Below are 24,862 nucleotides of genomic sequence, written 5' to 3'. Positions count from 1 at the left end.
AGCCCGGCTGCGGATACCCCCGGGTATCCGCAGCCGGTTGCTTTCCCCCGCAACCCCGGCCATCCGAGCGGGACTTCCGCACACAACAGGGCAATGACGGATTTGATCTCCCCACCAGCGCAAAGGCGCTCTAGGCTCTTCCGTACCGCCACCGCCGGGCCGCACAGTGCGGGGACGGGCACCGCACACGCACCCGAAAACCAGCGGTACTTGAGCGCCGCCCCAGGACGGGGGCGACGCCGGGCAAGGAGGGCCGCATGACCGTACGGCGAGTAATGGGCATCGAGACGGAATACGGAATCTCCGTCCCCGGCCACCCCAACGCCAATGCCATGCTCACCTCGTCCCAGATCGTCAACGCCTACGCGGCGGCGATGCACCGGGCGCGCCGCGCCCGCTGGGACTTCGAGGAAGAGAACCCGCTGCGAGACGCCCGAGGCTTCGACCTCGCCCGCGAAGCAGCCGACTCCAGCCAGCTCACCGACGAGGACATCGGCCTGGCCAACGTCATCCTGACCAACGGCGCCAGGCTCTACGTCGACCACGCACACCCCGAGTTCAGCTCCCCGGAAATCACCAACCCCATGGACGCGGTCCTCTGGGACAAGGCCGGCGAGCGCATCATGGCCGAAGCCGCCGAACGCGCCGCCCAGCTCCCCGGCGCCCAGCCGATCCTGCTCTACAAGAACAACACCGACAACAAGGGCGCCTCCTACGGCACGCACGAGAACTACCTGATGAAGCGGGAGACCCCCTTCTCGGACATCGTGCGCCACCTCACCCCCTTCTTCGTCTCCCGTCAGGTCATCACCGGAGCCGGCCGGGTCGGCATCGGCCAGGACGGCCACGAACACGGCTTCCAGATCAGCCAGCGCGCCGACTACTTCGAAGTCGAGGTCGGCCTGGAAACCACCCTCAAACGCCCCATCATCAACACCCGCGACGAACCCCACTCCGACGCCGAGAAGTACCGCCGCCTGCACGTCATCATCGGCGACGCCAACCTCTCGGAGATCTCGACATACCTGAAGCTCGGCACCACCGCACTGGTCCTGTCGATGATCGAGGACGGCTTCATCAACGTGGACCTGGCCGTGGACCAGCCGGTGCGCACGCTGCACCAGGTCTCCCACGACCCCTCGCTCCAGCATCTGATCACCCTGCGCAGCGGACGCTCACTGACCGCTGTCCAGCTCCAGATGGAGTACTTCGAGCTGGCCAGGAAGTACGTCGAGGACCGGTACGGGGCGGACGCGGACGACCAGACCAAGGACGTCCTCACCCGCTGGGAGGACGTGCTCAACCGGCTGGAGAACGACCCGATGAGTCTGTCCGGGGAACTGGACTGGATCGCCAAGCGGGAGCTCCTGGAGGGCTACCGCCGCCGCGACAACCTCGAATGGGACGCACCCAGGCTTCACCTGGTCGACCTCCAGTACGCGGACGTACGGCCCGACAAGGGGCTCTACAACCGGCTGGCGGCCCGCGGCAAGATGAAGCGCCTGCTGGACGAGAGCGCCGTCCAGCGGGCCGAGAACAAGCCACCGGAGGACACCAGGGCGTACTTCCGCGGCCGCTGCCTGGAGCAGTACGCGGACGATGTCGCGGCGGCCTCCTGGGACTCCGTGATCTTCGACCTGCCGGGCCGGGACTCGCTCCAGCGGGTGCCGACGCTGGAGCCGCTGCGGGGCACCAGGAACCACGTCAAGGAGCTTCTGGACCGGTGCCGCACCGCGGACGAACTGGTCCGCGTACTCTCCGGCGGCTGAAGCGCGGCTGAAATGCGCGGCAAGTGGGAATCACAGAAGTACGGAGCGAATGTCGGAGCCTGGTTATAGGGTCTGATCAACGGTCCGGTGAGCGACCGGCTGCAAAAGCATCCAACCGAGCGGGGTGAGGTAGAGATGGCGAGCAAGGACACCGGCGGCGGACAGCAGAAGGCGACGCGTTCCACCGAGGAGACCGAAGAGCAGACTGCGGAGGCGCAGGGCTCGGAAGACCTCAAGGAACGCCAGGAAAAGCTTTCGGACGACGTGGACTCGGTTCTCGACGAAATCGACGACGTACTCGAGGAAAATGCCGAGGAGTTCGTGCGGGGATTCGTGCAAAAGGGTGGGGAGTAGGGCAAAACGGGCAGTGGCTAAGTCTTTGCCACTCACGTGCCCGTTGCCGTTCTTCACTGTCGTGCGATCAATTCGGGCGACATTCCGCCAGGGCTGACGGACTGTTCAACGCGACGAAATGATCGCCCCGCAAGCCGGGGCCGGCACGATCCGCCCGAAGGCCCCCGCCGTGCATGTGGATCACTGCCACGAGACGGGTAGGGTCCGGGGCGTACTGTGCTTCAACTGCAACGCGGCCGTCGGACAGTTGGGAGACGATCCCGGCAGTCTGCGTCGGGCCATCGCATACCTGGAGGGAAACGCGTGGAAGCCAACACTCGTAGCACCGGGCGTCTACCAGCTGCCTTCCTGACGCCGGGGTCGTCCTCGTTCATGGACTTCCTCGGAGAGCACTCGCCCGAGATGCTCCCCGGCAACCGGGTGCTGCCGCCCGTGCAGGGCGTCATCGAAGCGCCGCACGGGACGACCATTGTGGCCGCCGCCTTCCCCGGCGGCGTCGTTCTCGCCGGCGACCGCCGCGCGACCATGGGGAACATGATCGCCCAGCGCGACATCGAGAAGGTCTTTCCGGCGGACGAGTACTCGGCGGTCGGGATCGCGGGCACGGCCGGGCTCGCCGTCGAGATGGTGAAGCTCTTCCAGCTGGAGCTTGAGCACTTCGAGAAGGTGGAGGGTGCTCAGCTCTCGCTCGAAGGCAAGGCGAACCGCCTGTCGACGATGATCCGGTCGAATCTCGGAATGGCCATGCAGGGCCTTGCGGTGGTGCCGCTGTTTGCCGGTTACGACGTCGACCGTGCGAAGGGGCGCATCTTCTCCTACGACGTCACGGGCGGCCGCTCGGAGGAGAACGGATACGCCGCCACCGGGTCGGGTTCCGTGTTCGCCCGCGGTTCGATGAAGAAGCTCTACCGGAACGACCTGACGGAGCAGGAGACCACCACCCTGGTCATCCAGGCACTCTACGACGCGGCCGACGACGATTCGGCGACCGGCGGGCCCGATGTGGCGCGGCGGATCTATCCGATCGTGACGGTCATCACGGAGGAGGGTTTCCGGCGGCTTTCGGACGACGAGTCCGCCGAACTGGCGCGGGCGATTCTGGAGAAGCGGCTGGAGCAGCCCGACGGGCCGCGTGCCGCGCTTCTGTGAAGTTCCGCGCGTATTCTCCTGGGCTTCTTCGATGTTTTTGCCTCTGACAGAAAGGGACGGATAGCCGGTGTCGACGCCGTTCTATGTCTCACCCCAGCAGGCCATGGCCGACCGGGCGGAATACGCCCGGAAGGGCATCGCCCGTGGACGCAGCCTGGTTGTGCTGCAGTTCGCCGACGGCATCGTCTTCGTCGGCGAGAACCCGTCCCGTGCGCTGCACAAGTTCAGCGAGATCTACGACCGGATCGGTTTCGCGGCCGCCGGGAAGTACAACGAGTACGAGAATCTGCGGATCGGTGGTGTCCGGTACGCGGATCTTCGTGGGTACACCTACGACCGGGACGACGTGACGGCGCGCGGCCTGGCGAACGTCTACGCGCAGACGCTCGGCACGATCTTCTCCAGCAACGCGGAGAAGCCGTACGAGGTGGAGCTGGTGGTCGCCGAGGTCGGTACGGAGCGTGAGGGCGACCAGATCTACCGCCTTCCGCACGACGGGTCGATCGTGGACGAGCACGGCTCGGTCGCGGTGGGTGGCAACGCGGAGCAGATCAGTAGTTATCTGGATCAGCGGCACCGGGACGACATGTCCTTGGCGGAGGCGCTGAAGCTGGCCGTGCAGGCGTTGTCGCGGGACACCAACGGTACGGAGCGGGAGATTCCGGCGGAGCGGCTCGAAGTGGCGGTGCTGGACCGTACACGGCCGCAGCAGCGGAAGTTCAAGCGGATCGTGGGGCGTCAGCTGGCGCGGTTGCTGGAGGCCGACGGTGACGCGTCGGCGCCGACGGACGTGCCGTCGGACGTCGAGGAGGAGTAGATCCTCGAAGGTGTGGTGTGTGGCCCCGGATCGCGTCGAGCGGTCCGGGGCCACACGTGTGTCAGGGCGGCGGCGGTGCGGTGGAGCCGCGTACGACGAGTTCGACGGGGAGGTCGCCGCCGATGGGGGTGCGGTTTTCCAGGACGGCGAGGAGGGCTGCCATGCCGCGTTCGCCGACCTGCTCGGCGGGGAGGCGGACGGTGGTGAGTTCTGGTTCGACGGCGGTGGCGAGGGCGAGGTCGTCGAAGCCGGTGACGGAGACGTCCTCGGGGACGCGCAGGCCCAGACGGCGCAGGGCCTTGCAGGCGCCGGCGGCGAGGATGTCGTCGTCACAGATCAGCGCGGTGGGGCGGGTGGTGCTCCGGGTGAGGGCGCGGGTGGTGGCTTCGCGGGCGCGTTGGACGTCGAGGGCGGAGCGCGCGGTGTGCAGAGTGGCGTCCGGGACCGTGGCCAGGGTGTGGGCAACGGTGTGGGCGCGGACGTCGAAGGTCCAGGTGTCGACGGCGGCGGCGAGGTGGAGGAAGCGGCGGTGGCCGAGGTCCAGGAGGTGGCGGGCGACCTGGTGCATGCCGTCGGCGACGGCGAGGTTGACGTGGGCGGCGGCGTCGCCTTCGGGGTCGCTGTCGAGCATGACGAGGGGGAGTCCGGTGCTGCGGAGTGCGCCGAGTGCGCCGGTGGCCATGGAGGAGGCGATGACGCCGTCGAGGGCGGTGCGGGCCGAGGCGAAGGGGTCGCGGGCGGGGCCGGTGCCGTCGGGGGAGGGGTAGAGGACGACGCCGAAGCCGTGGGTGGCGGCGGTGGCGGCGGCTCCGGCGTAGACGCGGGCGAAGAATTCGTTGGTGAGGGCGGGGACGACGAGGAGTGCGGTGCGGGTGTTGCCGAGGCGGAGGCTGCGGGCGGCCTGGTTGGGGCGGTAGCCGAGGTCGGCGGCGGTGGTGCGGACGAGGGCGGCGGTGCGTTCGGAGACGCGTCCGCGCCATTTGTCGCCGAGGACGAGGGAGACGGTGGCCTGGGAGACGCCGGCGGCCCGTGCGACGTCGCGGCTGGTGGGTGTGGGGCGGGCGGGGTGTGCGGGGGTGGGCACGGGGGTCTCCGTGGGTGGGGGCCGTGGGGTGGACCTCGGGTCCGGGGTCATGGTACGTATGACGGCGGAAGTTATACGTAAAACGTGCGTCGTCCGTGCGGGCGGCGTCCTCTGGGAGAGGCGGCACGATGGCCGCGGGATATGCCGAACTGCTCAGGACGCGGCATGCCGCGCGCCTGCTGGCCGGGACCCTGGTCGGGCGGTTGCCGAACGCCACGGCGCCGATCGCGATCATGCTGTTCACGCGGGCGGAGGGCGGGAGTTACACGCTGGGTGGCGCGCTGGCCGCGGTGTACGGGGTGACCAACGCGATCGGGCAGCCACTGCTGGGACGGGCGGTGGATCTGCACGGGCAGCCCCGGGTGCAGCTGCCGGCGGTGCTGGTGTCGGCGCTGGGCATGGTGGCGCTCTGCCTGGCGGGGATCGATCCGCTGGTGCTCACGTACGCCGCGGTGGCGGTGGCGGGGCTGTTCACGCCGCCGCTGGAGGGCGGACTGCGGGCGCTGTGGCCGAGTGTGCTGGGGGAAGGGGACAAGGTGCACCGGGCGTACGCGATGGACGCGGTCGCCCAGGAGATCATGTTCACGGTCGGGCCGTTGCTGGTGACGCTGCTGGTGTCGCTGTGGTCGCCCGCGGCGGCGCTGCTGGTGATCAACGGCGTGGGGGTGCTGGGTGCGCTGTCGGTGGTGCTGTCCGAGCCGTCGAGGGGGTGGCGGTCGGCACCGCGCGAGGCGCACTGGCTGGGTGCGCTGCGTTCGCCGGGGCTGTTGGCGCTGCTGGGGTCGTTCTTCTTCGTGGGGACGGCGCTGGGATCGATCACGGTCGCGGGGGTGGCGTACGGGGACGACCACGGGAAGACGTGGGTGTACGGGGTGCTGATGGCGGCGCTGGGACTGGGTGCGCTCCTGGGCGGGCTGGTGTACGGGGCGCGGCGGTGGGCGGGGGAACCGGAGGCGCGGCTGCTGGTGATCGTGGCGCTGCTGGCGGCGGGGTACCTGCCGTTGATGCTGACGCCGGGTGTGGTGGCGATGACGGTGCTGGCGGGGGTGTCGGGGGTGTTTCTGGCGCCGGCGCTGGCGTGCGCGTTCATCGTGGTGGACCGGCATGCGCCGCGGGGGACGGTGACGGAGGCGTTCTCGTGGCTGGTGACGACGTTCGGGGTGGGTTCGGCGGTGGGTACGGGCGTGGCGGGGCCCGCGGTGGAGTTCGGGGGGACCTCGGTGAGTTTCGCGGTGGCGGGGGCCGGCGGGGTGGCGGCGTTGCTGGTGCTGCTGGCGACGCGCCGGGTGCTGAGGGTGCCTCAGGTCGGGGAGGGCGGCGTAAACCTCGCGGGGGCTTGCGAAAATGATCGAATCGGTGCCGTCGAACCCGGTTTCAGCTCCGGTCATCAGGCGTAATGTTCAGACATGGACCGCCGCATTTTCGGGCTGGAGAACGAGTACGGCGTCACGTGCACGTTCAGGGGACAGCGCCGACTGTCTCCTGACGAAGTGGCGCGCTACCTCTTCCGCCGTGTTGTGTCATGGGGCCGCAGCAGCAATGTCTTCCTGCGGAACGGCGCCCGCCTGTACCTCGACGTGGGTTCGCATCCGGAGTACGCGACACCCGAGTGCGACAACCTGACCGAGCTGGTCACCCACGACAAGGCAGGCGAGCGCATTCTCGAAGGTCTGCTCGTCGATGCCGAGCGCCGCCTGCACGAGGAGGGGATCGCGGGCGACGTCTATCTGTTCAAGAACAACACCGACTCCGCGGGGAACTCCTACGGGTGTCACGAGAATTATCTGGTGGCGCGGCACGGTGAGTTCTCCCGGCTGGCGGACATCCTCATTCCGTTCCTGGTGACGCGTCAGCTGATCTGTGGTGCGGGGAAGGTGTTGCAGACGCCGCGTGGTGCGGTGTACTGCGTGAGTCAGCGGGCGGAGCACATCTGGGAGGGCGTCAGTTCGGCGACGACCCGTTCCCGGCCGATCATCAACACCCGTGACGAGCCGCACGCGGATGCGGAGCGTTATCGGCGTCTGCACGTGATCGTGGGCGACTCGAACATGTCCGAGACGACGATGCTGCTGAAGGTCGGCGCGACGGATCTGGTACTGCGCATGATCGAGGCGGGCACGGTGATGCGGGATCTGACGCTGGAGAACCCGATCCGGGCGATCCGTGAGGTCAGCCATGACATCACGGGTCAGCGCAAGGTGCGTCTGGCCAACGGGCGGGAGGCGTCGGCGCTGGAGGTGCAGCGGGAGTACTACGAGAAGGCGGTGGACTTCGTCGACCGGCGTGGTATCCGCACGGGGACCGTGGCGCAGGTGCTTGAGCTGTGGGGCCGGACGCTGGACGCGATCGAGGCGGAGGACCTGGACCGGGTCGGTACGGAGATCGACTGGGTCATGAAGTACAAGCTGATCGAGCGGTACCGGGCCAAGCACAACATGACGATGTCGCATCCGCGGGTCGCGCAGTTGGACCTGGCGTACCACGACATCCATCGGCGCCGTGGTCTGTACTACCTGTTGGAGCGGAAGGGCCAGGCCGCCCGGATCTGCAACGACCTGAAGATCTTCGAGGGGAAGTCCGTTCCTCCGCAGACGACCAGGGCCAGGCTGCGGGGTGACTTCATCCGGCGGGCGCAGGAGCAGCGGCGGGACTTCACCGTGGACTGGGTGCATCTGAAGCTCAATGACCAGGCGCAGCGCACGGTGTTGTGCAAGGACCCGTTCCGGTCGGTGGACGACCGGGTGGAGAAGCTGATCGCGGGTATGTAGTCGGGTTTCCGGCGGCATGTGGGGGAGCGTGCGTCGCTTCCCGGGGCCCCATGGACGTGCTGTCCGTGGGGCCTTGCGTATGCCCTCCGGCGTGCGGGGCCGGGTGGGCCGTAGAGTGGCGGCACTGAACCAGCCCCCCCAATCCCCGAGGACACTCGTGCGACGCCGACTTGCAGCCTTGTTGATCGTTCCGGCCCTGGCGCTGACCGCGTGCGGGGGCGGTGAGTCCAAGGAGCCGACCGACGCGAAGAGCGCGTCGTCGTCTCCGGACAAGCCTGCGGATCAGCCGGAGGCGCCGAAGCCGGTGGACTCCGCCGACCCGATGCCCACGGTGAAGGGTGAGGTGGGGAAGCAGCCCGAGGTGACCATTCCCAAGGGTGAGCCGAGCGGCAAGTTCGTGGTGAACACCGTGAAGGCGGGTGACGGCGCGGAGGTCAAGAAGGGCGATCTGGTGGTCGCCGGGTACGAGGCGAAGGTCTGGAAGGGCAGCAAGTCGCTGGGTGGTTCGTACGGCGAGAAGGGTGCCCCGCAGGTCATTTCGGCGGGTTCGCCGACGGTGATTCCGGCGTTCTCGCAGGCGGTGCTGGGCAAGAAGCTGGGCAGCCGGCTCCTGGTCGTTGCTCCGCCGGCCGCGGCGTTCGGTGCGCAGGGCCAGCCGCAGATGGGAGTGGGTCCGACGGACAACCTGGTCTTCGTGCTGGATCTCCAGAAGGTGATGCCGAAGAAGGCGGAGGGCGAGCAGAAGGACACCGCCGCCGACCAGCCGAAGATCGAGGCGGACAAGGAGGAGCCGGCGACGATCGTGATTCCGAAGAACGATCCGCCGAAGAAGCTGGTCTCGGAGACGCTGATCGAGGGCGACGGTCCGGCGGTGAAGAAGGGCCAGACCGTGTACATGCAGTACAGCGGTGCGGCCTGGGAGCTGAACAAGGGCAAGCCGAAGGCGGAGCTGTTCGACTCCAGTTGGAAGACCGGGTCGCCGTTCGTCACGCCGATCGGTGAGGGCCGGGTCATCAAGGGCTGGGACGAGGGTCTGGTCGGCAAGAAGGCCGGCAGCCGCGTCATGCTGGTGATCCCGCCGGACATGGCGTACGGCAAGGAGGCCAAGGGGGAGACCCTGCCGGCGAACTCCACCCTGGTCTTTGTGGTGGACATTCTCTCGGCAGTGTAAGACTGTCCCCTTGTCCGACATGTACGAAGTAGGAGCGCAGTGGTGAGCATCGAGAAGCCCGAGATCGACTTCCCCGGTGGCGAGGCCCCGAAGGACCTGGAGATCAAGGAGATCTGGGAGGGCGACGGCGCCGTTGCCAAGGCCGGGGACTACGTCAAGGTCCACTACGTGGGCGTGGCCTTCTCCACCGGTGAGGAGTTCGACGCCTCCTGGAACCGCGGTACGCCGCTGGAGTTCCAGCTGGGTGCCGGTCAGGTCATCGCGGGCTGGGACCAGGGCGTGCAGGGCATGAAGGTCGGCGGCCGTCGTCAGCTGACCATTCCGGCGCACCTCGCGTACGGCGACCGCGGCGCGGGCGCCGGTGTGATCGCTCCGGGCGAGACGCTGATCTTCGTCTGCGACCTGGTCTCCGTCTGATCGCGGCACGTGTGTGAGGAGGGCCCCCGCCCGACGGCGGGGGCCCTCCGTTCGTTCCGCTCGTGTTCGCTGTCCGCTTTCTCCCTCGGCTTTTGCCGCGACACCCCGGGGCGGTACGGTCGACGGTCGTAGCGCCGGGACGGTACGCGGTGCACTTCGGATGAGAGGGCGTCGATGGCGATTGCCAAGGCCGAGCGTTTGATGAACCTGGCTCTGTGCCTGTTGGGGACCCGGCGCCCGCTCAGCAAGCGTGAGTTGAAGGAGTCCATCGAGGCCTACCTGGAGGCCGGCAACGAGGAGTCCTTCAACCGGATGTTCGAGCGCGACAAGGATGATCTGCGCGAGCTCGGTCTGGTCATCGAGACGGTGGAGAACCTGGACGGCGACGCGGGTTATCTGGCCCGCCGGGACAGCAACCGGCTGCCCGCGATCCAGTTGGACGCCGAGGAGGCCGCCGCGCTGGGTCTGGCGGCGAAGGTGTGGCAGCAGGCGCGGCTGGCGGGTGCGGCCAGCGGTGCGCTGCAGAAGCTGCGCGCGGCGGGGATGCCGGAGGCGGAGGACCCCTACGCCGGGGGGCAGCACAGTGCGCTGGAGCCACGGATCCCGGTGCACGAGGCGGCGTTCGAGCCGTTGATGCTGGCGTGCCGGGACCGCCGGCCGGTGGTCTTCGAATACCGCAAGGCGACCGCTGCCCGTCCCGAGACCCGGCAGGTGGAGCCGTGGACGCTGGAGTGCTGGCGCGGCCACTGGTATCTGGCGGGCTGGGACCGGGACCGGGGTGCGGAGCGGGTCTTCCGGCTGTCGCGCATCACGGGCAAGGTGCGGTCACGGGCGGGCGCGTTCACCGTCGAGGTGCCGGACGTGGTGACGGTGCGGGAGACGGTGGAGAGCTGGGCGGGGGAGACCGCGACCCGCAGTGCGCTGATCAAGCTGCGCGCGGGGGCGGGCTATCCGTTGCGTTCGCGGGCGAGCGCGGTGCGTGACCTGGGCGACGGGTGGGACGAGTTGGCCATTCCGTACGGTCATGGGCTGGATGCCTGGCTGGTGGAGTTCGGGCCTGACGTGGTGGTGCTGGAGCCCGCGGATCTGCGGGCGGATGTCGTGGACCGGCTGCGCGCCGTGGCCCAGGGCTGAGGGGCGGGACGGATCGTGGCGACCAATGCCATCGACCAGACACGGCGGATGCTGTCGCTGGTGACGTATTTGCGGGAGCGGCCCGGGGCGCACGTCGACGACGTGGCGCGGGCCTTCGGTATCACCCAGGACGAGCTGATCTCGGACCTGGACGTGCTGCCGATGTGCGGGACGAGTTTCCGGGGCGGTGACCTGCTCGACATCGACACCGACGGCGAGCGGATCTGGTGGCACAACCCGGACGACGTGGCGTCCCCGCTGCGGCTGGCCGCCGACGAGGCGACGGCGCTGCTGGTGGCGGCGCGCGCGGTCTCGACGTTGCCCGGTCTGCGCGAGGGCGACCGGCAGGCACTGCTGCGGGCGACCGCCAAGCTGGAGGCGGCGGCCGGCGAGGCGGCGGGCGCCAGCTCGCGGCTCTCGGTCACGTTCGAGTCGGAGGGCGGGGTCTTCGCGGACGTCGACCGGGCGATCTCGGAGCGCCGCCGGCTGTGGCTGCGCTACTACTCCCCGGCGCGCGACGAGCTGACCGAGCGGGAGGTGGACCCGATCCGGCTGTTCGCGGTGGGGCACACGTACATGGAGGCGTGGTGCCGGACGTCCGAGGCGCGGCGCACGTTCCGCCTGGACCGGGTCGCGGAGATCAAGTTGCTCGACGAGCCGTCCGAGCCGCCGCAGATCGAGCTGCGGGACCTGTCCGAGGGGCTGGTGCAGCCTGCCGCCGAGGACCCGGAAGTGGTGGTCGAGGTGGGGCCCGGGGGCCGCTGGGTCGCCGAGTACTACCCGCACGACAGCGCGGAGGAGCTGCCCGGCGGCGGGCTGCGAGTGACCCTGCGCACGCCGGATCCCACGTCGCTGCGGCGGCTCGCGCTGCGCCTGGGCCGGGACGGGCGGATCGTCTCGCCGGCCGGGCTGGCGGTCAGTGCGCGGGAGGCGGCGCGGGAGGCGCTGGCCGCGTACGGACCGCACGACGGGCGGGGCCCGGACCCGGTCGCCTGAAACCGGGGTACGGGCGATCCCGGAGTCACGCCGGGACGGCGGTCGCACCGGCACGGGGAGCGCGTCCCTGCCCGACCGGACAGCGGTTCCGGGCGCCTGCGAGGCGCCGGGTCCGTTCCGGGGGCGGCGTCGCTCGCGTAACACCTGGCGCGCCGCGGCCGCAGTAAGGAGCAGCCGTGCAGACGGAACACCCGCCGCGCCGGGCGGGAAGAACAAGGCACGAGGAGAGCTGGGGACATGACCGTGATGTCTGGTATTGCCGCTCGGGGGGAGTCGGTCCTCTTCATGGCCGCCTGCCCCGACTGCCGGGCCCGCATCGAGCTGGCCGCGGGGGCGCTGCGGCTGGCGATCGGCGGCAGCCGCCGTACGACGTTCTACTCCTTCACCTGCCCGGAGTGCGGGGCGGCGGTGCGCAAGCCGGCAGGCGAGCGCATCGTGGAACTGCTCACCGGCGGTGGGGTGCGGACGCTGCGTTTGCATTCCGCACTGTGATGCGCGTCCGTCCCGCGACCCCGTAGGCTCGGCCCATGTTCTGGCCCATGCTCGCCATCGCGCTCGGTTTCCTCGGTCTCGCCGTACTCGGCGTGCTGGCGGTCCGGGTGTTCGCCGAAGTCCGCAGGCTCGGCCGGCAGGTCGCGCAGAGTTCGCAGCGCATCAACGTCGCCGCGGGGGAGCTGGAGCGGTCGGCGGAGAGCCTGGCGCGGACGGGTGACGCGCTGCGCTAGCCGACCGGCGCCCGTGCGGGTCTGCACTCCCACTCGTACCGGCGGTACGCTCGGTGAACGCGGTCCCGGAGCGAGGCGGCGGGCCGCTACCCGGGCGACGCACGGGCATTGCCCCGCGTTTACCCCCTCGGGTTACGATCGCTGTCAGCGCGGCGACCGGACAGACGTCCGGCCGGTCGAGTGCCAGACCCCCCTGTCGCCTCGGTGAAGAAGGTAATCAGCATGAACCTCGGTGCCCCCGAAATCATCCTCATCGTCCTGGTCATCATCCTGCTGTTCGGCGCCAAGAAGCTGCCGGACATGGCCCGCTCGCTGGGCAAGTCCGCCCGCATCCTCAAGAGCGAGGCCAAGGCGATGAAGAAGGACGACGCCCCCGAGCAGGCCTCCGCGACCCCGCAGGGCCCGGTCACCGAGGCTCCCCGCACCATCAAGGCGGCGCCCGGTGACGTGACCAGCTCGCGCCCGGTGACCGAACCCACCGACACCCAGCGCTGACCCAGGTCCGCCGCAGGCACCGCAAACGGTGAATACCTGCCGCACGAGATGAGGACGTGGGTTGCTCAAGTCTGCCCGCAAGACGGAGAAGGACCCCGAGGGCCGGATGCCCCTCGTGGAGCACCTGCGTGAGCTCCGCAACCGGCTCGCGAAGGGTGTGCTCGCCATCCTGGCGGCGACCATCGTGGCTCTCGTCTTCAGCGAGAAGCTGCTCGGCTTCATCACGGATCCGGTGCCCAAGTGCGACCCGGACGTCACGAGCAGCGGCGGCAACTGCGCCATCGTCGCCTTCAACTCGCTGATGGCGCCGATCAGCGTGACCATCCAGGTGAGCCTCACCGTCGGGCTCGTGGTGTCCAGCCCGGTCTGGCTGTACCAGCTGTGGGCGTTCGTCGCGCCGGGCCTGCACCGCAACGAGAAGAAGTACACGTACGCCTTCGTCGGCGCTGCCGTGCCGCTGTTCGCGGGCGGCGCCTACCTCGCGTACCTGATCCTCCCCATCAGCGTGAAGGTGCTCATCAGCTTCACGCCCGACGGATCCGCGAACATCCTCTCGCTCGGTGACGTCCTGGACTTCACACTGCGCATGGTGCTCGTCTTCGGCATCTCCTTCGAGCTGCCCCTGATTCTGATCATGCTGAACATGACGGGGGTCCTGTCCGGCAAGCGCATGGTCAAGTGGTGGCGCGCCGTCATCATGGGCGTCTTCGTCTTCGGTGCGGTGATCACGCCGACGACCGACCCGGTCGGCATGCTCGCCCTGGCCGGCCCGATCGCCGTCCTGTACTTCGTCGCGGTCGGCTTCTCGCTGCTCAACGACAAGCGGCGCGAGCGCAAGAACCCGGACGCGCACCTGAGCGACGACGAGGCATCCCCCCTCGACCTGACGCCCGACCCGCTGGACTACGAGGTCGAGCCCGTCGCGGCCTCCCGGATGCTTCCCGAACAGCCCCGGCCCACGGCGGTCAAGCAGCTCAACGGGTACGACGACATCACCTGAGCCCGAACCGTGCCCCGGGACGGCGGAGCGTTCCGTTCCGGGAGCCCGGTCCGCGGGCTGAACAAAGATCGGGCTGAGTGTCGGAGGTGCCGGGTAGGCTCGAAGACAAGATGACAGAGGACCTCTCACCAGCCGAGCGATACGCCGCCTCCCGGATCCGCGCCGCCGAGGAGGCCACCGCGCTCCACCCGTTCCGTGCCATGTACGACTTCGATCTGGATCCCTTCCAGATCGAGGCCTGCGAGGCGCTGGAGGCGGGCAAGGGCGTACTGGTCGCGGCACCCACCGGCTCGGGCAAGACGATCGTCGGCGAATTCGCCGTGCACCTCGCCCTCACGCAGGGCGGCAAATGCTTCTACACCACGCCCATCAAGGCGCTGTCCAACCAGAAGTACCAGGACCTCGTGAAGCGCTACGGCGCGTCCAAGGTCGGACTGCTCACCGGTGACAACAGCGTCAACGCGGACGCACCCGTGGTCGTGATGACCACCGAGGTGCTGCGGAACATGCTGTACGCGGGCTCGCAGTCGCTGCGCGGCCTGGCCTACGTGGTCATGGACGAGGTGCACTACCTCTCCGACCGCTTCCGCGGAGCCGTCTGGGAAGAGGTGATCATCCACCTTCCCGAGTCGGTGACGCTGGTCTCCCTGTCGGCGACCGTCTCCAACGCCGAGGAGTTCGGCGACTGGCTGGACACCGTCCGCGGCGACACCGACGTGATCGTCTCCGAGCACCGGCCGGTCCCCCTGTGGCAGCACGTGCTGGCCGGGCGGAAGATGTACGACCTCTTCGAGGAGTCCGACGACGGACGCGGCGGGCGCCGCGAGGTCAACCCGGACCTGCTGCGGATGGCCCGGCTGGAGAACCAGAAGACGTACAACCCGCGCGACCGCCGCAAGGGCAAGACGGTGCGCGAGGCCGACCGGGAGCGCGAGCGCCGCTCCCGCACCAGGATCTGGACGCCCAGTCGGGCGGAAGTGATCGAGCGGCTCGACTCGGCGGGCCTGCTGCCCGCGATCACGTTCATCTTCAGCCGGGCCGGCTGCGAGGCCGCCGTGCAGCAGTGCATGTACGCCGGGCTGCGGCTCAACGACGAGGACGCCCGGCAGCGGGTGCGCGAGATCGTCGAGGAGCGCACCGCGTCCATCCCCGGCGAGGACCTGCACGTCCTCGGGTACTACGAGTGGCTGGAGGGCCTGGAACGGGGCATCGCCGCGCACCACGCGGGCATGCTGCCGACGTTCAAGGAGGTCGTGGAGGAGCTGTTCGTACGGGGGCTGGTGAAGGCCGTCTTCGCGACGGAGACCCTCGCGCTCGGTATCAACATGCCCGCCCGGTCGGTGGTGCTGGAGAAGCTCGTCAAGTGGAACGGCGAGCAGCACGCCGACATCACCCCCGGCGAGTACACACAGCTCACCGGGCGGGCCGGGCGCCGCGGCATCGACGTCGAGGGACACGCGGCGGTGCTCTGGCAGCGCGGCATGGACCCGACGGCACTGGCGGGACTGGCCGGGACGCGGACGTATCCGCTGCGCTCCAGCTTCAGGCCGTCGTACAACATGGCGGTGAACCTGGTCCAGCAGTTCGGCCGGCACCGTTCGCGGGAGCTCCTGGAGACCTCGTTCGCGCAGTTCCAGGCGGACAGGTCCGTGGTGGGGATCTCCAAGCAGGTCCAGCGCAACGAGGAGGGCCTGGAGGGCTACAAGGAAGGCATGACCTGCCACCTCGGGGACTTCGAGGAGTACGCGGCGATGCGCCGGGACCTCAAGGACCGGGAGACGGAACTCGCCAAGCAGGGCGCCGCCCAGCGGCGGGCGGCCGCGGCGGACTCGCTGGAGAAGCTCAGGACCGGCGACGTCATCCACGTGCCGACGGGCAAGTTCGCGGGCCTGGCCCTGGTACTGGACCCGGGCGTACCGGCGGGCCGCACCAACGGGCACGGGCGCGGCTTCGAGCACCACGACGGACCCCGCCCCCTGGTGCTCACGGCGGAGCGGCAGGTCAAGCGGCTCGCGGAGATCGACTTCCCGGTGCCGGTGGAGGCGCTGGAGCGGATGCGGATCCCGAAGTCCTTCAACCCGAGGTCCCCGCAGTCCCGCCGGGACCTCGCCTCGCAGCTGCGCACCAAGGCCGGGCACCTCGCCCCGGAACGGCACCGCAGGGGGCGTGCCGCGGCCGCCGACGACCGGGAGATCGCCCGGCTGCGGGCCGCGCTGCGCGCCCACCCCTGCCACGGCTGCGACGAGCGCGAGGACCACGCGCGCTGGGCGGAGCGCTACCACCGGCTCCGGCGAGACACCCGGCAGCTGGAGAACCGGATCGAGGGCCGGACCAACACCATCGCCCGCACCTTCGACCGGATCTACGGCCTTCTGACGGAGCTGGACTACCTGCGCGGCGACGAGGCCACCGAGCACGGGAAGCGCCTGGCGCGGCTCTACGGCGAGCTGGACCTGCTGGCGTCCGAGTGCCTGCGCGAAGGGGTCTGGGAGGGCCTGGGGCCGGCCGAGCTGGCCTCCTGCGTCTCCGCGCTGGTGTACGAGGCCCGGCAGTCCGACGACGCGGTGGCGCCGAAGGTCCCCGGCGGTGCGGCGAAGGCGGCCCTCGGCGAGATGGTGCGGATCTGGGGCCGACTGGACGCCCTGGAGGAGGACCACAGGATCCATCAGGCGGAGGGTGTCGGCCAGCGCGAGCCGGACCTCGGGTTCGCGTGGGCCGTCTACATGTGGGCCTCCGGCAAGGGCCTCGACGAAGTGCTGCGGGAGGCGGAGATGCCTGCCGGTGACTTCGTGCGCTGGTGCAAGCAGGTCATCGACGTCCTGGGGCAGGTGGCCGCGGCGGCTCCCCGGGAGGGCAGCACCGTCACCAAGAACGCCCGCAAGGCGGTCGACGCCGTGCTGCGGGGAGTGGTGGCCTACAGCTCGGTGGGGTGATACCGAAGCCGTGATGCCGCGTGCCGCGGCAGCGGTTCGGGTGGGCCCTCGTCGGACGCTTCGGTGTCCGGCGGGGGCCTTTTGCCTGTGCAAGGGCCCTACGAGGCCTGAGCCGGGTGGCGCGGGGGTCAGGGGGTGCGGCCCGTCGTCCAGCCGTCCTGGTCGGCCCAGGCCTGGAGGGTGCGGCGGGACTCGAAGCGGTGCCGGACCCCGGTCAGGGGGTCGGTGAACTCCAGGACGCGGGCCAGGAGTTGCAGCGGGCGGCGGAAATCGGTGGGTGACGGGTCGGTGAGCTGGGGGAAGTAGGGGTCGCCGAGGATCGGGAGGCCGAGGGAGTTCATGTGGACGCGGAGCTGGTGCGTGCGGCCGGTGCGCGGGACGAGGCGGTAACACCCCAAGTCGCCCTTGTGGTCGACGAGTTCGATGCCCGTCTCGCTGTTGGGCTCGCCCGGGACCTCGCGGGCGGCGACGATGCCGCGCGTCTTCTCGATGCGGCTGCGCAGAGTGCGGGGAAGGGCGACGGCGGGGTCGTACCGGGCCAACGCGGCGTACTCCTTGTGGACTTGACGGTCACGGAACAGGGTTTGGTACGCGCCGCGTACGTCCGGGCGGACCGTGAACAGGACCAGGCCTGCGGTCAGGCGGTCGAGGCGGTGTGCCGGGCTGAGAGCGGGGAGGTCGAGGTCGCGGCGCAGGCGGGCCAGCGCGGTCTCGGTGACGTGGCTGCCGCGGGGGGTGGTGGCGAGGAAGTGCGGCTTGTCGACGACGAGGAGGCGGTCGTCGCGGTGCAGGACGGCGACGGGGAACGGAACGGAGGGCTCCGGGGCGAGGTCGCGGTGGAACCAGACGCTCAGGCCGGGGACGTACGGGGCATCCGGAGCGAGAGCGGTGCCGTCGGCGGTGACGAACGCACCGGACCGGAGCATGCGGTCGACGGTGTCGTGCCCCGCGACGGCGCCGAGACGGCTGAGGAGGTACGCGCGGGCGGTGACCGGCGGAGAGCCGGGGACGCGCTGGGCGGCCGGAGCGCGTGGGGTGCCTGCTTCGTCCGCGTTGCCCGGTGCAGGTGGGGTGCCCGCGCCGCCCGGAGTATCCGCGAAGCCGGGCGCGAAGGGCGGAAACCTCAGGTGGACGGGGTCGATGCCCTGTCGCTGGGGGAGCGGGGCGGTGGTGGGGCGGCGGCGGGGTCTGCGGTTCATGTCGAGGACAAGGGTACGGAGCGATGGGGCGGGGCCGCGGCGCGTGGGTGACGCGCAAGGACGGAGCGGGACGGCTGTCCCCGGTGGCGGACCTGCGTTCCACCAGCCCCGCCCCGCGCACCCCGCCCCGCGCACCCCGCCCCGCGCGCGAGTGAGCCGTGTCCGTACGCGTCACAGGGTGGGCGTACGGACACGGCGGAACTGCTCGGTGCGGCGGGTCAGCTCTTCGGCATCAGGACCGTGTCGACGATGTAGACCGTCGCGTTGGCGGTCGGGACGTTGCCGCAGACGACGTTGGAGCTGTCGTTGACCTTGTAGGACTCACCGGATCCGGCGGTGGTCAGGGTGGACTTCTGGAGGGTCGGGTAGGTGCCCGACTCCAGCTGCTTGGGCGTCAGCTTCTCGCCCACCACGTGGTAGGTGAGGATGCTGGTGAGCTTGTCCTTGTCGGCGAGGACCGCGTCCAGGTCGGCCTTCGGAAGCTTGGCGAAGGCGTCGTTGGTGGGGGCGAAGACGGTGATGTTCTGGGCGTTGTTGAGGGTGTCGACCAGGCCCGCCTTCTTCACCGCGGTGACGAGGGTGGACAGGGCCGGGTTGTTGGAGGCGGCGGTGGCGACGGGGTCCTTGGCCATGCCGTCGAAGCTGCCCGCGCCTTCCTTCGGGACGCCGGCACAGCCCGGGCCGAACGGGGCGGCCATCGGGTCGGCGGAGGCGGGCCCGGCGGGCGTCTCCGGCGCCTGGCTCTGCGAGGACTCGGACTTGGCGGGCGCGTCCTTGTCCGTGCCGCCGTCGGAGCAGCCGGTCAGGGCGAGGGGGAAGAGGGCCACCGCGGAGACGGTGAGGGCGGCACGGCGGGCGAGGGTACGGGTGGTGCGCATGGTGTTCTCCTAGAACAGGGGGTGGGCTTGCTGTATGGGGCGGTGGTCCGGGGCGTGCCCGGTGGGTCAGGTCACGGCGACCACCACCGAATGGAGGCCGGTGGCACCGTCGGGGACGGTGCCGACCCGGCGCTCGGTCTGGGTGTCCCCCTCGCGGTCCGTCGCGCGGACTTCGAGGGTGTGGTTCCCGGGGGTGGCCGTCCACGGCCATGTCCACTGGCGCCAGGTGTCGCGGCCCGCCTCGGCGGCGAGCCGCGCGTCCTGCCAGGGGCCGCCGTCGACCCGTACCTGCACCCGGGCGATGCCCCGGTGCTGGGCCCAGGCGACGCCGGCCACGGTGACCGGGCCCGCCTTCGGCGAGGCGAGCGGGCGCGGGGTGTCGATGCGTGACTGCGTCTTGATCGGCGCCTCACGAGCCCACTTGCGGCGCACCCAGTACGCGTCGAAGTCGTCGAACGTGGTCAGTTCCAGGTCCTGGAGCCACTTGCACGCCGAGACGTACCCGTACAGGCCGGGGACGACCATGCGGACGGGGAAGCCGTGGTCGAAGGGGAGCGGCTCGCCGTTCATGCCGAGGGCGAGGAGGGCGTCGCGGCCGTCCATCACCGTCTCGACGGGTGAGCCGAGCGTCATGCCGTCGACCGAACGGGCGACCAGCTGGTCGGCGGGGCCGCCGCGCGAGGGCGGTCGCACACCCGCGTCGCGCAGGACGTCGGCCAGCCGTACGCCGATCCAGCGCGCGTTGCCCACGTACGGGCCGCCCACCTGGTTCGACACGCAGGTGAGGGTGATGTCCCGCTCGATCAGCGGAAGCTTGAGGAGGTCGTCGAAGGAGAGGGACAGCGGGCTGCGTACGCCCCGGCCGTGCACCTTCAGCCGCCAGCGGGTGGCGTCGACGCGCGGCACGACGAGGGCGGTGTCCACCCGGTAGAAGTCCCGGTTGGGCGTGGTGAACGGAGCGACGCCGGGGATCGAGAGTTCCGTGCCCCCAGGGAGCGGGCGGGCCCGTTCGGCGGGGGCGGGCAGGTCGATCCGGGACCGGGCGGCGGAGGCGTCGGCCTGACGTCCGGAGTTGAGGTGGCGGCCGAGCAGTCCGGCGCCCGCGGACGCGGCGACGGAGGCGGAGGCGGCGACGACGAACGCGCGGCGGTCGAAGCCCGGCGATCCGGCGGGGCGGGGGCGGTCCGTGTCCTGGCTTCCGGAGGTTCCGTGGGTGGAGTACGCGTCCGGGCGCATCGTCGGCTTTCCGGCGGAGTGCTCGGGCACCGTCTCCGGGGAGCCCGCCGGGTGGGAAGGGGCAGCCCCCGCAGTGGGCGGCCCCTCCCTCCCGCTCGGGGCGGCGGGGGGCGCGGAGGCCGCACTCCCCGCGCCCCCGGGGCGGGCCGGGTCCGAGGGGGAGCCCACGTTCCCCGTACCGGAACCTGCGTGCCCGCCCCCGGGCGCCGCCGTCTTCCCCTCAGCCGCGGGGGACGGGCGTGCGCCCAGCTTCGAGGTGAGTACGAGAAGCACCGCGCACCCGGCGAGTCCTCCGGCCAGCGAGGGCAGCGCGTCCAGGAGCCGGCCGTCCGGCCGTCCCACGGCGATCCACGCGCCCAGAACACCGAAGCCCGCCACAAGGAGCGCGGCCGTGCGCCGGTGCCGGGCCGACAGCAGACCGACGGCCAGCGCGAACACGGCCAGTACGGTCAGGATGCCGATCTGGAGCACCAGCTTGTCGGCGGTGCCGAAGGTGCGGATGGCGAAGTCCTTCACGACGGCCGGGGTGCGGTCCACGACCGCGCCGCCCACCGCTGCCACCGGTCCCGCCTCGGGGCGTACCGCGGCCGCCACCAGCTCCGCCACGCACAGCGCGGCGAATGCGGCGATCGGTCCGCTGACCGCTGCCGCGAGGGTGCGTCGACTTCCGGTTTTTTCGCTCACGCAATGCATTCGGGGCCGAGGCCCGTTCCGGATTGGTCCGGATGCGTGATTCATCCGTGCGGGTATTTCTCGGGCCTTCGGCCAATCCGGCCGGCCCGCGGCTCCGAATGTGCTGGTCGCCGGAGCAGGTCGGGCAGGCGGGCACCTGGAACGGCCCGTCGCGCGGGGCGCGGTCCCCGGTACGGGCGGCGGCCGCTATCCCCGTGCCCGCTCGAACCGGGCCCGGCTCTCCGCCAGGTCGACGATCGGGTCCGGGTAGTCGAAGCGGGCCCGCGCCGGGCCCTCCAGACGCCACGGCTGGTGCACGGCGGAGCCGGCGAAGTCCGCCAGTTCCGGCACCCAGCGGCGCACGTAGTCGCCGTGCGGGTCGAAGCGTTTGGCCTGTGCGAGCGGGTTGAGGATGCGGTTGGGGCGGGTGTCGGTGCCGGTGCCCGCCGCCCACTGCCAGTTCATCTGGTTGTTGGCGAGGTCTCCGTCGACCAGGAGCGACAGGAAGTGGGCGGCCCCCAGCCGCCAGTCCACGTACAGCGTCTTGGTGAGGAAACTGGCGACCAGCAGCCTGCCCCGGTTGTGCATCCACCCCTCGTGCGCGAGTTGTCGCATCGCCGCGTCGACCACCGGGAAACCGGTCAGGCCCGCCTTCCAGGCGTCGATCTCGGCCGGGTCCGAGCGCCAGGCGTCGTGCCGCGGACGGTAGTCGGCGTGCGCGGCCGCGGGGCGGGCGGCGAGGACCTGGTGGTGGAAGTCCCGCCAGGCCAGCTGGCGTACGAATGCCTCCGCACCCGGGCCGCCCCTCTGCCGGGCCCGGTGCACCGCCTCCACGGGCGACAGGCACCCGAAGTGGAAGTACGGGGAGAGGCGGGACGTGGCGTCGCCGGGGAGGTCGTCGTGCTGGTCCTCGTAGCCGGCGATGCCCGAGACGCCGTCCGCGAGCCAGGCCGTGAAGCGTTTACGGGCGGTGCGCTCGCCGCCCGTAGCCAGCCCCGGCGAGGTGTTCTGAACGGACGTGCGGGCGGGGAGGGGGTCGCTCGCGACCCGATCCGGCACCCGCACCGTCCTCGGCGCCCCGAGCACCGCACGCGTCCCCGCCGTTTCCCAACGGCGGAGGTACGGCGTGAACACGGCGAAGTGGTCGCTGCCGGCACCCGTCGGAGTCACCGCGCCGGGCGGCAGCACGGTGATCACCGCGTCATGCACCGCCAGCTCGCAGCCGTGAGCGGCCAGCGCGGTACGCAACCGCTGCTCGCGTCCGGTGGCGTACCCGCTGACCCCGCCCGCGACGTGCACCGTCAGTGCGCCGGTCTCGGCCACCACCCGGGCGACCTCGTCCACCACCCGTCCGGTACGGACGACCAGCCGGCCGCCCCTCGCGCGCAGTTCCGCGTCCAGCCCGGCCAGGCAGTCGGCGAGGAAGGCGCGCCGGTTGGGTACGGCGAAACCCGCCTCCCGCACCCCGTCGTCGAGCACGAACAGCGGGACCACCTCGTCGGCCCCGCGCAGTGCGGCCCGCAGTACCGGCTGGTCGTGGACGCGCAGGTCGGAGGTGAAGAGGACGACGGCGACCCGGCCGCCGGACGTGGCGGACGGCGGGGCGGGGGGAGTCGTTCGGCTCATGCGGGAAAGTCCATCACTGCGAGCGGGTCCGACGTGGGAGCGGCGGAACCTCCGGCGGGTTCGACCGTGAGACCCATGCCGGACGCACTGCCGACCGGGCCGTCGAGGAGCACCGCGTCGGTGCGCGCCTTGGGGTCCATCAGTCCGGCCGCACGCATGGTGCCGCCGTCGTTGAACCACAGCTGGTAGACCTTGCCGGGCGGCGGCTGCGGAAGCCCGGCCGCCACGAACGCCGCCCGGTTCCGGCTGCGGGACACCACGACCGTGGCCGACGCGCCGTCCCCGACCCGGCCCGTCGCGGCCTTCGCGTCCGGTGCGGCCAGTACCGACGCCAGGGCCTCGGCCTGCGTCTGGGCGGCCTGCGCCTGCTGACGGGCGTTCTGGGCCTCGTCGTACTGCCACAGGGCGACACCGCCGAACGCGGCCGCCGCCGCGACGCACGCGGCCAGCACGAACCGGGAAGCGGCCCGCCCGTATCTGCCCGGCACCCGGGCCTGACGGCCCGCCAGTGGGCCTTCCTGGCGTTCGGCCGCGATGCGCCGCAGGACCTCGTCCTTCATGCGGGCCGGCGGGTTCTCCGTCATGGCGCGGCCCAGCCGGGCCGCCGTGGAGGCCAGTTCGCGTACCTCCTGCGTGCAGGAGGGGCAGTCCGCGAGGTGCCGCTCGAAGGCGGCGCGTTCGTCGTCGGGCAGTGCGTGCAGCGCGTACGCGCCGGTCAGCGTGTGCAGTTCGGCCGTGCTCATGCGCCCACTCCCAGGCAGTCGCGCAGCCGGATCAGTCCGTCGCGCATACGGGTCTTGACGGTCCCCAGTGGTACGGAGAGGAGCTCCGCGACCTCGCGGTACGCGAGACCGCGGTAGTACGCCAGGGTCACCGACTGGCGTTGCAGCTCGGTGAGCGTGCGCAGGCAGCGGCGCACCTGCTCGCGCTCCAGCCGGGCCTCCACCTGTTCGGTGACCTCGTCGAACGCGGGGGTACGGTCGAGCAGCGCGGCCCGCTGCTCCCGGTCCGTCGATGCCTGCGCCGAACGCACCCGGTCGACGGCCCTGCGGTGCGCCAGGGTCAGCACCCAGGTCATCCCGCTGCCGCGGGCCGGCTGGAAGCGGGCGGCGGTGCGCCACACCTCCACCAGAACCTCCTGGGCGACCTCCTCGGACTGCGCCGGATCGCGCAGCACGCTGCGGATCAACCCCAGGACCGGGCCGCTGACCAGGTCGTACACCCGGCCGAAGGCGTCCTGGTCGCCCCTGGCCACTCGCCCGATGAGCTCCTGGAGGTCCGGCCCCGAGGGGGCTGCTCCACTGAACTGGACGGCTTCTTCCACGCGGGTTTTTCCTTCGCTCTCGCTCTGCGGACACTGGCTCCCACAGGGTGTTCGGAGCGGGCGCCCGCCCGGATTGGTCAGCTTGCCCCGCCGGACGCGTGCGCGGGGCTGCGACTCACTGGGGCAGGCGGAGGAGCAGGGCGCGGGGCGAGGGGCGACGGCAGGAGGGCGCGGCGCCTGCTGGCTCCGCGCCCTCCTGTGCCGGATGTGCCGGGTGTCCCGGATGTGGTCGGACCATGCCCGTCCCCTCGGTTGCGCTACTGCTCCTGCTCGCGCTCCACCTGCTCGTTCCACTCCCGCTTGACCGCGCGCCACGTGTCGTCGTCCTGGCCCAGACGCCAGTAGCCCGAGATGGAGAGCCGTTCGCGGGGGATCTGGCGGTCGATGCGCAGGTGGCGGCGCAGCTCCTTCACGAAGCCCGCCTCACCGTGCACGAACGCGTGGACGTCGCCGGAGGGGAAGTCCAGCTCGCGCACGGCCGTCACCAGTTGCTCGCCGACCGGGCGGCCCTCGCGGTGCAGCCAGGTCACCGAGACGCCGTCCGGCGGGTCGATCTTCTGCTCCTCGGCCGCGTCCTGGACCTCGATGAAGGCGTGCACCACCGCGCCCGGAGGCATCCGCTCCAGGGAGGCGGCGATCGCCGGCAGCGCGCTCTCGTCGCCGACGAGCAGGTGCCAGTCCGCGGCCGGGTCCGGCACGTAACCGCCGCCCGGCCCCAGGAAGCGCACCGTTTCGCCGGGCTGGACGCGGGCCGCCCACGGGCCGGCCAGGCCCTCGTCGCCGTGCACCACGAAGTCGATGGCCAGCTCGCGGGCCCCGGCGTCCCAGCTGCGCACCGTGTACGTCCGGTTGACCGGCCACTGCTCGGCCGGGAACTCCTCGCGGATGCGGGCCATGTCGAAGGGCTCCGGGTAGGTCACCCCGGGCACGGGGAAGAGCACTTTCACGTAGTGGTCGGTGAACTCGTCGGCGCCGAGGGTCGCGAGAGCCTCGCCGCCGAGGACGACGCGCACCATGTGCGGGGTGATCCGCTCGGTGCGCACCACCGTCGCTTCGTGGGCTCGCGGTGCCTTACGGGCCGGTCGTTCTGCCACGGTGCTCTCCCCAAAACGCTC

At 70.9% G+C, this 24,862-nt stretch carries 23 protein-coding genes and 1 pseudogene; 16 read left to right on the top strand and 8 right to left on the bottom strand.

Annotated elements, in window-relative coordinates; genetic code table 11:
* Positions 1–257: 257 nt before the first annotated feature.
* The 5 genes and pseudogenes from dop (at position 258) to prcA (ending at position 4,089) form a co-directional block, all read left to right on the top strand.
* Entirely contained in the window at positions 258–1,769 is a 1,512-nt protein-coding gene (gene dop / locus HNQ79_RS14320; protein WP_373312584.1) for a depupylase/deamidase Dop, read from the top strand.
* A gap of 135 nt (positions 1,770–1,904) precedes the next feature.
* Positions 1,905–2,123 carry a ubiquitin-like protein Pup gene (locus tag HNQ79_RS14315; RefSeq protein ID WP_185031130.1) on the top strand — a complete coding sequence of 73 codons (219 nt, stop codon included), beginning with the start codon at positions 1,905–1,907 and terminating at the stop codon, positions 2,121–2,123.
* Between the two features lie 106 nt (positions 2,124–2,229).
* Positions 2,230–2,475 (top strand): annotated as a pseudogene (locus HNQ79_RS14310) (endonuclease VII domain-containing protein); the annotation flags it as partial.
* The gene (gene prcB, locus HNQ79_RS14305; protein ID WP_185030841.1) at positions 2,427–3,272 is read left to right on the top strand and encodes a proteasome subunit beta; all 846 of its coding nucleotides are present in this window, start codon (positions 2,427–2,429) and stop codon (positions 3,270–3,272) included. The pseudogene HNQ79_RS14310 and the gene prcB, both read left to right, overlap by 49 nt.
* 67 nt (positions 3,273–3,339) lie before the next feature.
* Positions 3,340–4,089: a proteasome subunit alpha gene (prcA, locus tag HNQ79_RS14300; protein WP_185030840.1), complete on the top strand. Its 750-nt coding sequence runs from the start codon at positions 3,340–3,342 to the stop codon at positions 4,087–4,089.
* 61 nt (positions 4,090–4,150) lie between these two features.
* On the opposite strand, the gene HNQ79_RS14295 is transcribed toward prcA, so the two are convergent.
* The gene (locus HNQ79_RS14295; RefSeq protein WP_229923576.1) at positions 4,151–5,173 is read right to left on the bottom strand and encodes a LacI family DNA-binding transcriptional regulator; all 1,023 of its coding nucleotides are present in this window, start codon (positions 5,171–5,173) and stop codon (positions 4,151–4,153) included.
* Positions 5,174–5,301: 128 nt separating this feature from the next.
* On the opposite strand from HNQ79_RS14295, the gene HNQ79_RS14290 reads away from it, so the two are divergent.
* The 11 genes from HNQ79_RS14290 to HNQ79_RS14240 all read left to right on the top strand — a co-directional run bounded on the left by HNQ79_RS14290 (position 5,302) and on the right by HNQ79_RS14240 (position 16,812).
* On the top strand, positions 5,302–6,570 hold the full coding sequence (locus HNQ79_RS14290; protein WP_185030835.1) for an MFS transporter: 1,269 nt from the start codon (positions 5,302–5,304) through the stop codon (positions 6,568–6,570).
* A 9-nt stretch (positions 6,571–6,579) separates the two neighbouring features.
* On the top strand, positions 6,580–7,941 hold the full coding sequence (pafA, locus tag HNQ79_RS14285) for a Pup--protein ligase (protein WP_185030834.1): 1,362 nt from the start codon (positions 6,580–6,582) through the stop codon (positions 7,939–7,941).
* 157 nt (positions 7,942–8,098) lie between these two features.
* Positions 8,099–9,112: an FKBP-type peptidyl-prolyl cis-trans isomerase gene (locus tag HNQ79_RS14280; RefSeq protein WP_185030832.1), complete on the top strand. Its 1,014-nt coding sequence runs from the start codon at positions 8,099–8,101 to the stop codon at positions 9,110–9,112.
* A gap of 42 nt (positions 9,113–9,154) precedes the next feature.
* The gene (locus HNQ79_RS14275) at positions 9,155–9,529 is read left to right on the top strand and encodes an FKBP-type peptidyl-prolyl cis-trans isomerase (protein ID WP_185030830.1); all 375 of its coding nucleotides are present in this window, start codon (positions 9,155–9,157) and stop codon (positions 9,527–9,529) included.
* Positions 9,530–9,703: 174 nt separating this feature from the next.
* Positions 9,704–10,663 (top strand): helix-turn-helix transcriptional regulator, encoded by a 960-nt coding sequence (locus HNQ79_RS14270; RefSeq protein WP_185030828.1) that lies wholly within the window; start codon positions 9,704–9,706, stop codon positions 10,661–10,663.
* Between the two features lie 15 nt (positions 10,664–10,678).
* Complete coding sequence (locus HNQ79_RS14265; RefSeq protein ID WP_185030827.1) at positions 10,679–11,659, top strand: helix-turn-helix transcriptional regulator; 981 nt, start codon at positions 10,679–10,681, stop codon at positions 11,657–11,659.
* A 246-nt stretch (positions 11,660–11,905) separates the two neighbouring features.
* Entirely contained in the window at positions 11,906–12,151 is a 246-nt protein-coding gene (locus tag HNQ79_RS14260; RefSeq protein WP_373312589.1) for a CpXC domain-containing protein, read from the top strand.
* A gap of 35 nt (positions 12,152–12,186) precedes the next feature.
* Positions 12,187–12,384, top strand: a complete 198-nt coding sequence (locus HNQ79_RS14255) for a hypothetical protein (protein ID WP_185030823.1) — start codon at positions 12,187–12,189, stop codon at positions 12,382–12,384.
* Positions 12,385–12,606: 222 nt separating this feature from the next.
* Entirely contained in the window at positions 12,607–12,879 is a 273-nt protein-coding gene (gene tatA / locus HNQ79_RS14250; RefSeq protein WP_221507690.1) for a Sec-independent protein translocase subunit TatA, read from the top strand.
* Positions 12,880–12,940: 61 nt separating this feature from the next.
* A complete protein-coding gene (gene tatC / locus HNQ79_RS14245) occupies positions 12,941–13,879 on the top strand; it encodes a twin-arginine translocase subunit TatC (protein WP_506005058.1) in 939 nt (312 codons plus the stop codon).
* A 110-nt stretch (positions 13,880–13,989) separates the two neighbouring features.
* Positions 13,990–16,812: a DEAD/DEAH box helicase gene (locus tag HNQ79_RS14240; RefSeq protein ID WP_185030821.1), complete on the top strand. Its 2,823-nt coding sequence runs from the start codon at positions 13,990–13,992 to the stop codon at positions 16,810–16,812.
* A gap of 128 nt (positions 16,813–16,940) precedes the next feature.
* Here the strand turns inward: HNQ79_RS14240 and HNQ79_RS14235 are convergent, their stop codons facing one another.
* From HNQ79_RS14235 to HNQ79_RS14205, 7 genes are all read right to left on the bottom strand, one after another.
* Complete coding sequence (locus HNQ79_RS14235) at positions 16,941–18,011, bottom strand: RluA family pseudouridine synthase (protein WP_185030819.1); 1,071 nt, start codon at positions 18,009–18,011, stop codon at positions 16,941–16,943.
* Positions 18,012–18,229: 218 nt separating this feature from the next.
* Entirely contained in the window at positions 18,230–18,889 is a 660-nt protein-coding gene (locus HNQ79_RS14230; RefSeq protein ID WP_185030817.1) for a fasciclin domain-containing protein, read from the bottom strand.
* Positions 18,890–18,955: 66 nt separating this feature from the next.
* Positions 18,956–20,809: a molybdopterin-dependent oxidoreductase gene (locus HNQ79_RS14225; protein WP_373312582.1), complete on the bottom strand. Its 1,854-nt coding sequence runs from the start codon at positions 20,807–20,809 to the stop codon at positions 18,956–18,958.
* A 195-nt stretch (positions 20,810–21,004) separates the two neighbouring features.
* Positions 21,005–22,423: a cryptochrome/photolyase family protein gene (locus HNQ79_RS14220; protein WP_185030813.1), complete on the bottom strand. Its 1,419-nt coding sequence runs from the start codon at positions 22,421–22,423 to the stop codon at positions 21,005–21,007.
* A complete protein-coding gene (locus HNQ79_RS14215; protein WP_185030811.1) occupies positions 22,420–23,166 on the bottom strand; it encodes an anti-sigma factor in 747 nt (248 codons plus the stop codon). The genes HNQ79_RS14220 and HNQ79_RS14215 overlap by 4 nt, the downstream gene beginning before the upstream one ends.
* Complete coding sequence (locus HNQ79_RS14210) at positions 23,163–23,747, bottom strand: sigma-70 family RNA polymerase sigma factor (RefSeq protein WP_185030809.1); 585 nt, start codon at positions 23,745–23,747, stop codon at positions 23,163–23,165. The genes HNQ79_RS14215 and HNQ79_RS14210 overlap by 4 nt, the downstream gene beginning before the upstream one ends.
* Positions 23,748–24,004: 257 nt before the next feature.
* Positions 24,005–24,841: a siderophore-interacting protein gene (locus tag HNQ79_RS14205; RefSeq protein ID WP_185030808.1), complete on the bottom strand. Its 837-nt coding sequence runs from the start codon at positions 24,839–24,841 to the stop codon at positions 24,005–24,007.
* Positions 24,842–24,862: the final 21 nt, after the last annotated feature.

Source organism: Streptomyces candidus, assembly GCF_014207445.1.
In the GTDB taxonomy this organism is placed as follows: Bacteria; Actinomycetota; Actinomycetes; order Streptomycetales; family Streptomycetaceae; genus Streptomyces; species Streptomyces candidus.
Note: the sequence above shows the minus strand (reverse complement) of the source record. Positions and strands in the feature narration are given on the sequence as shown.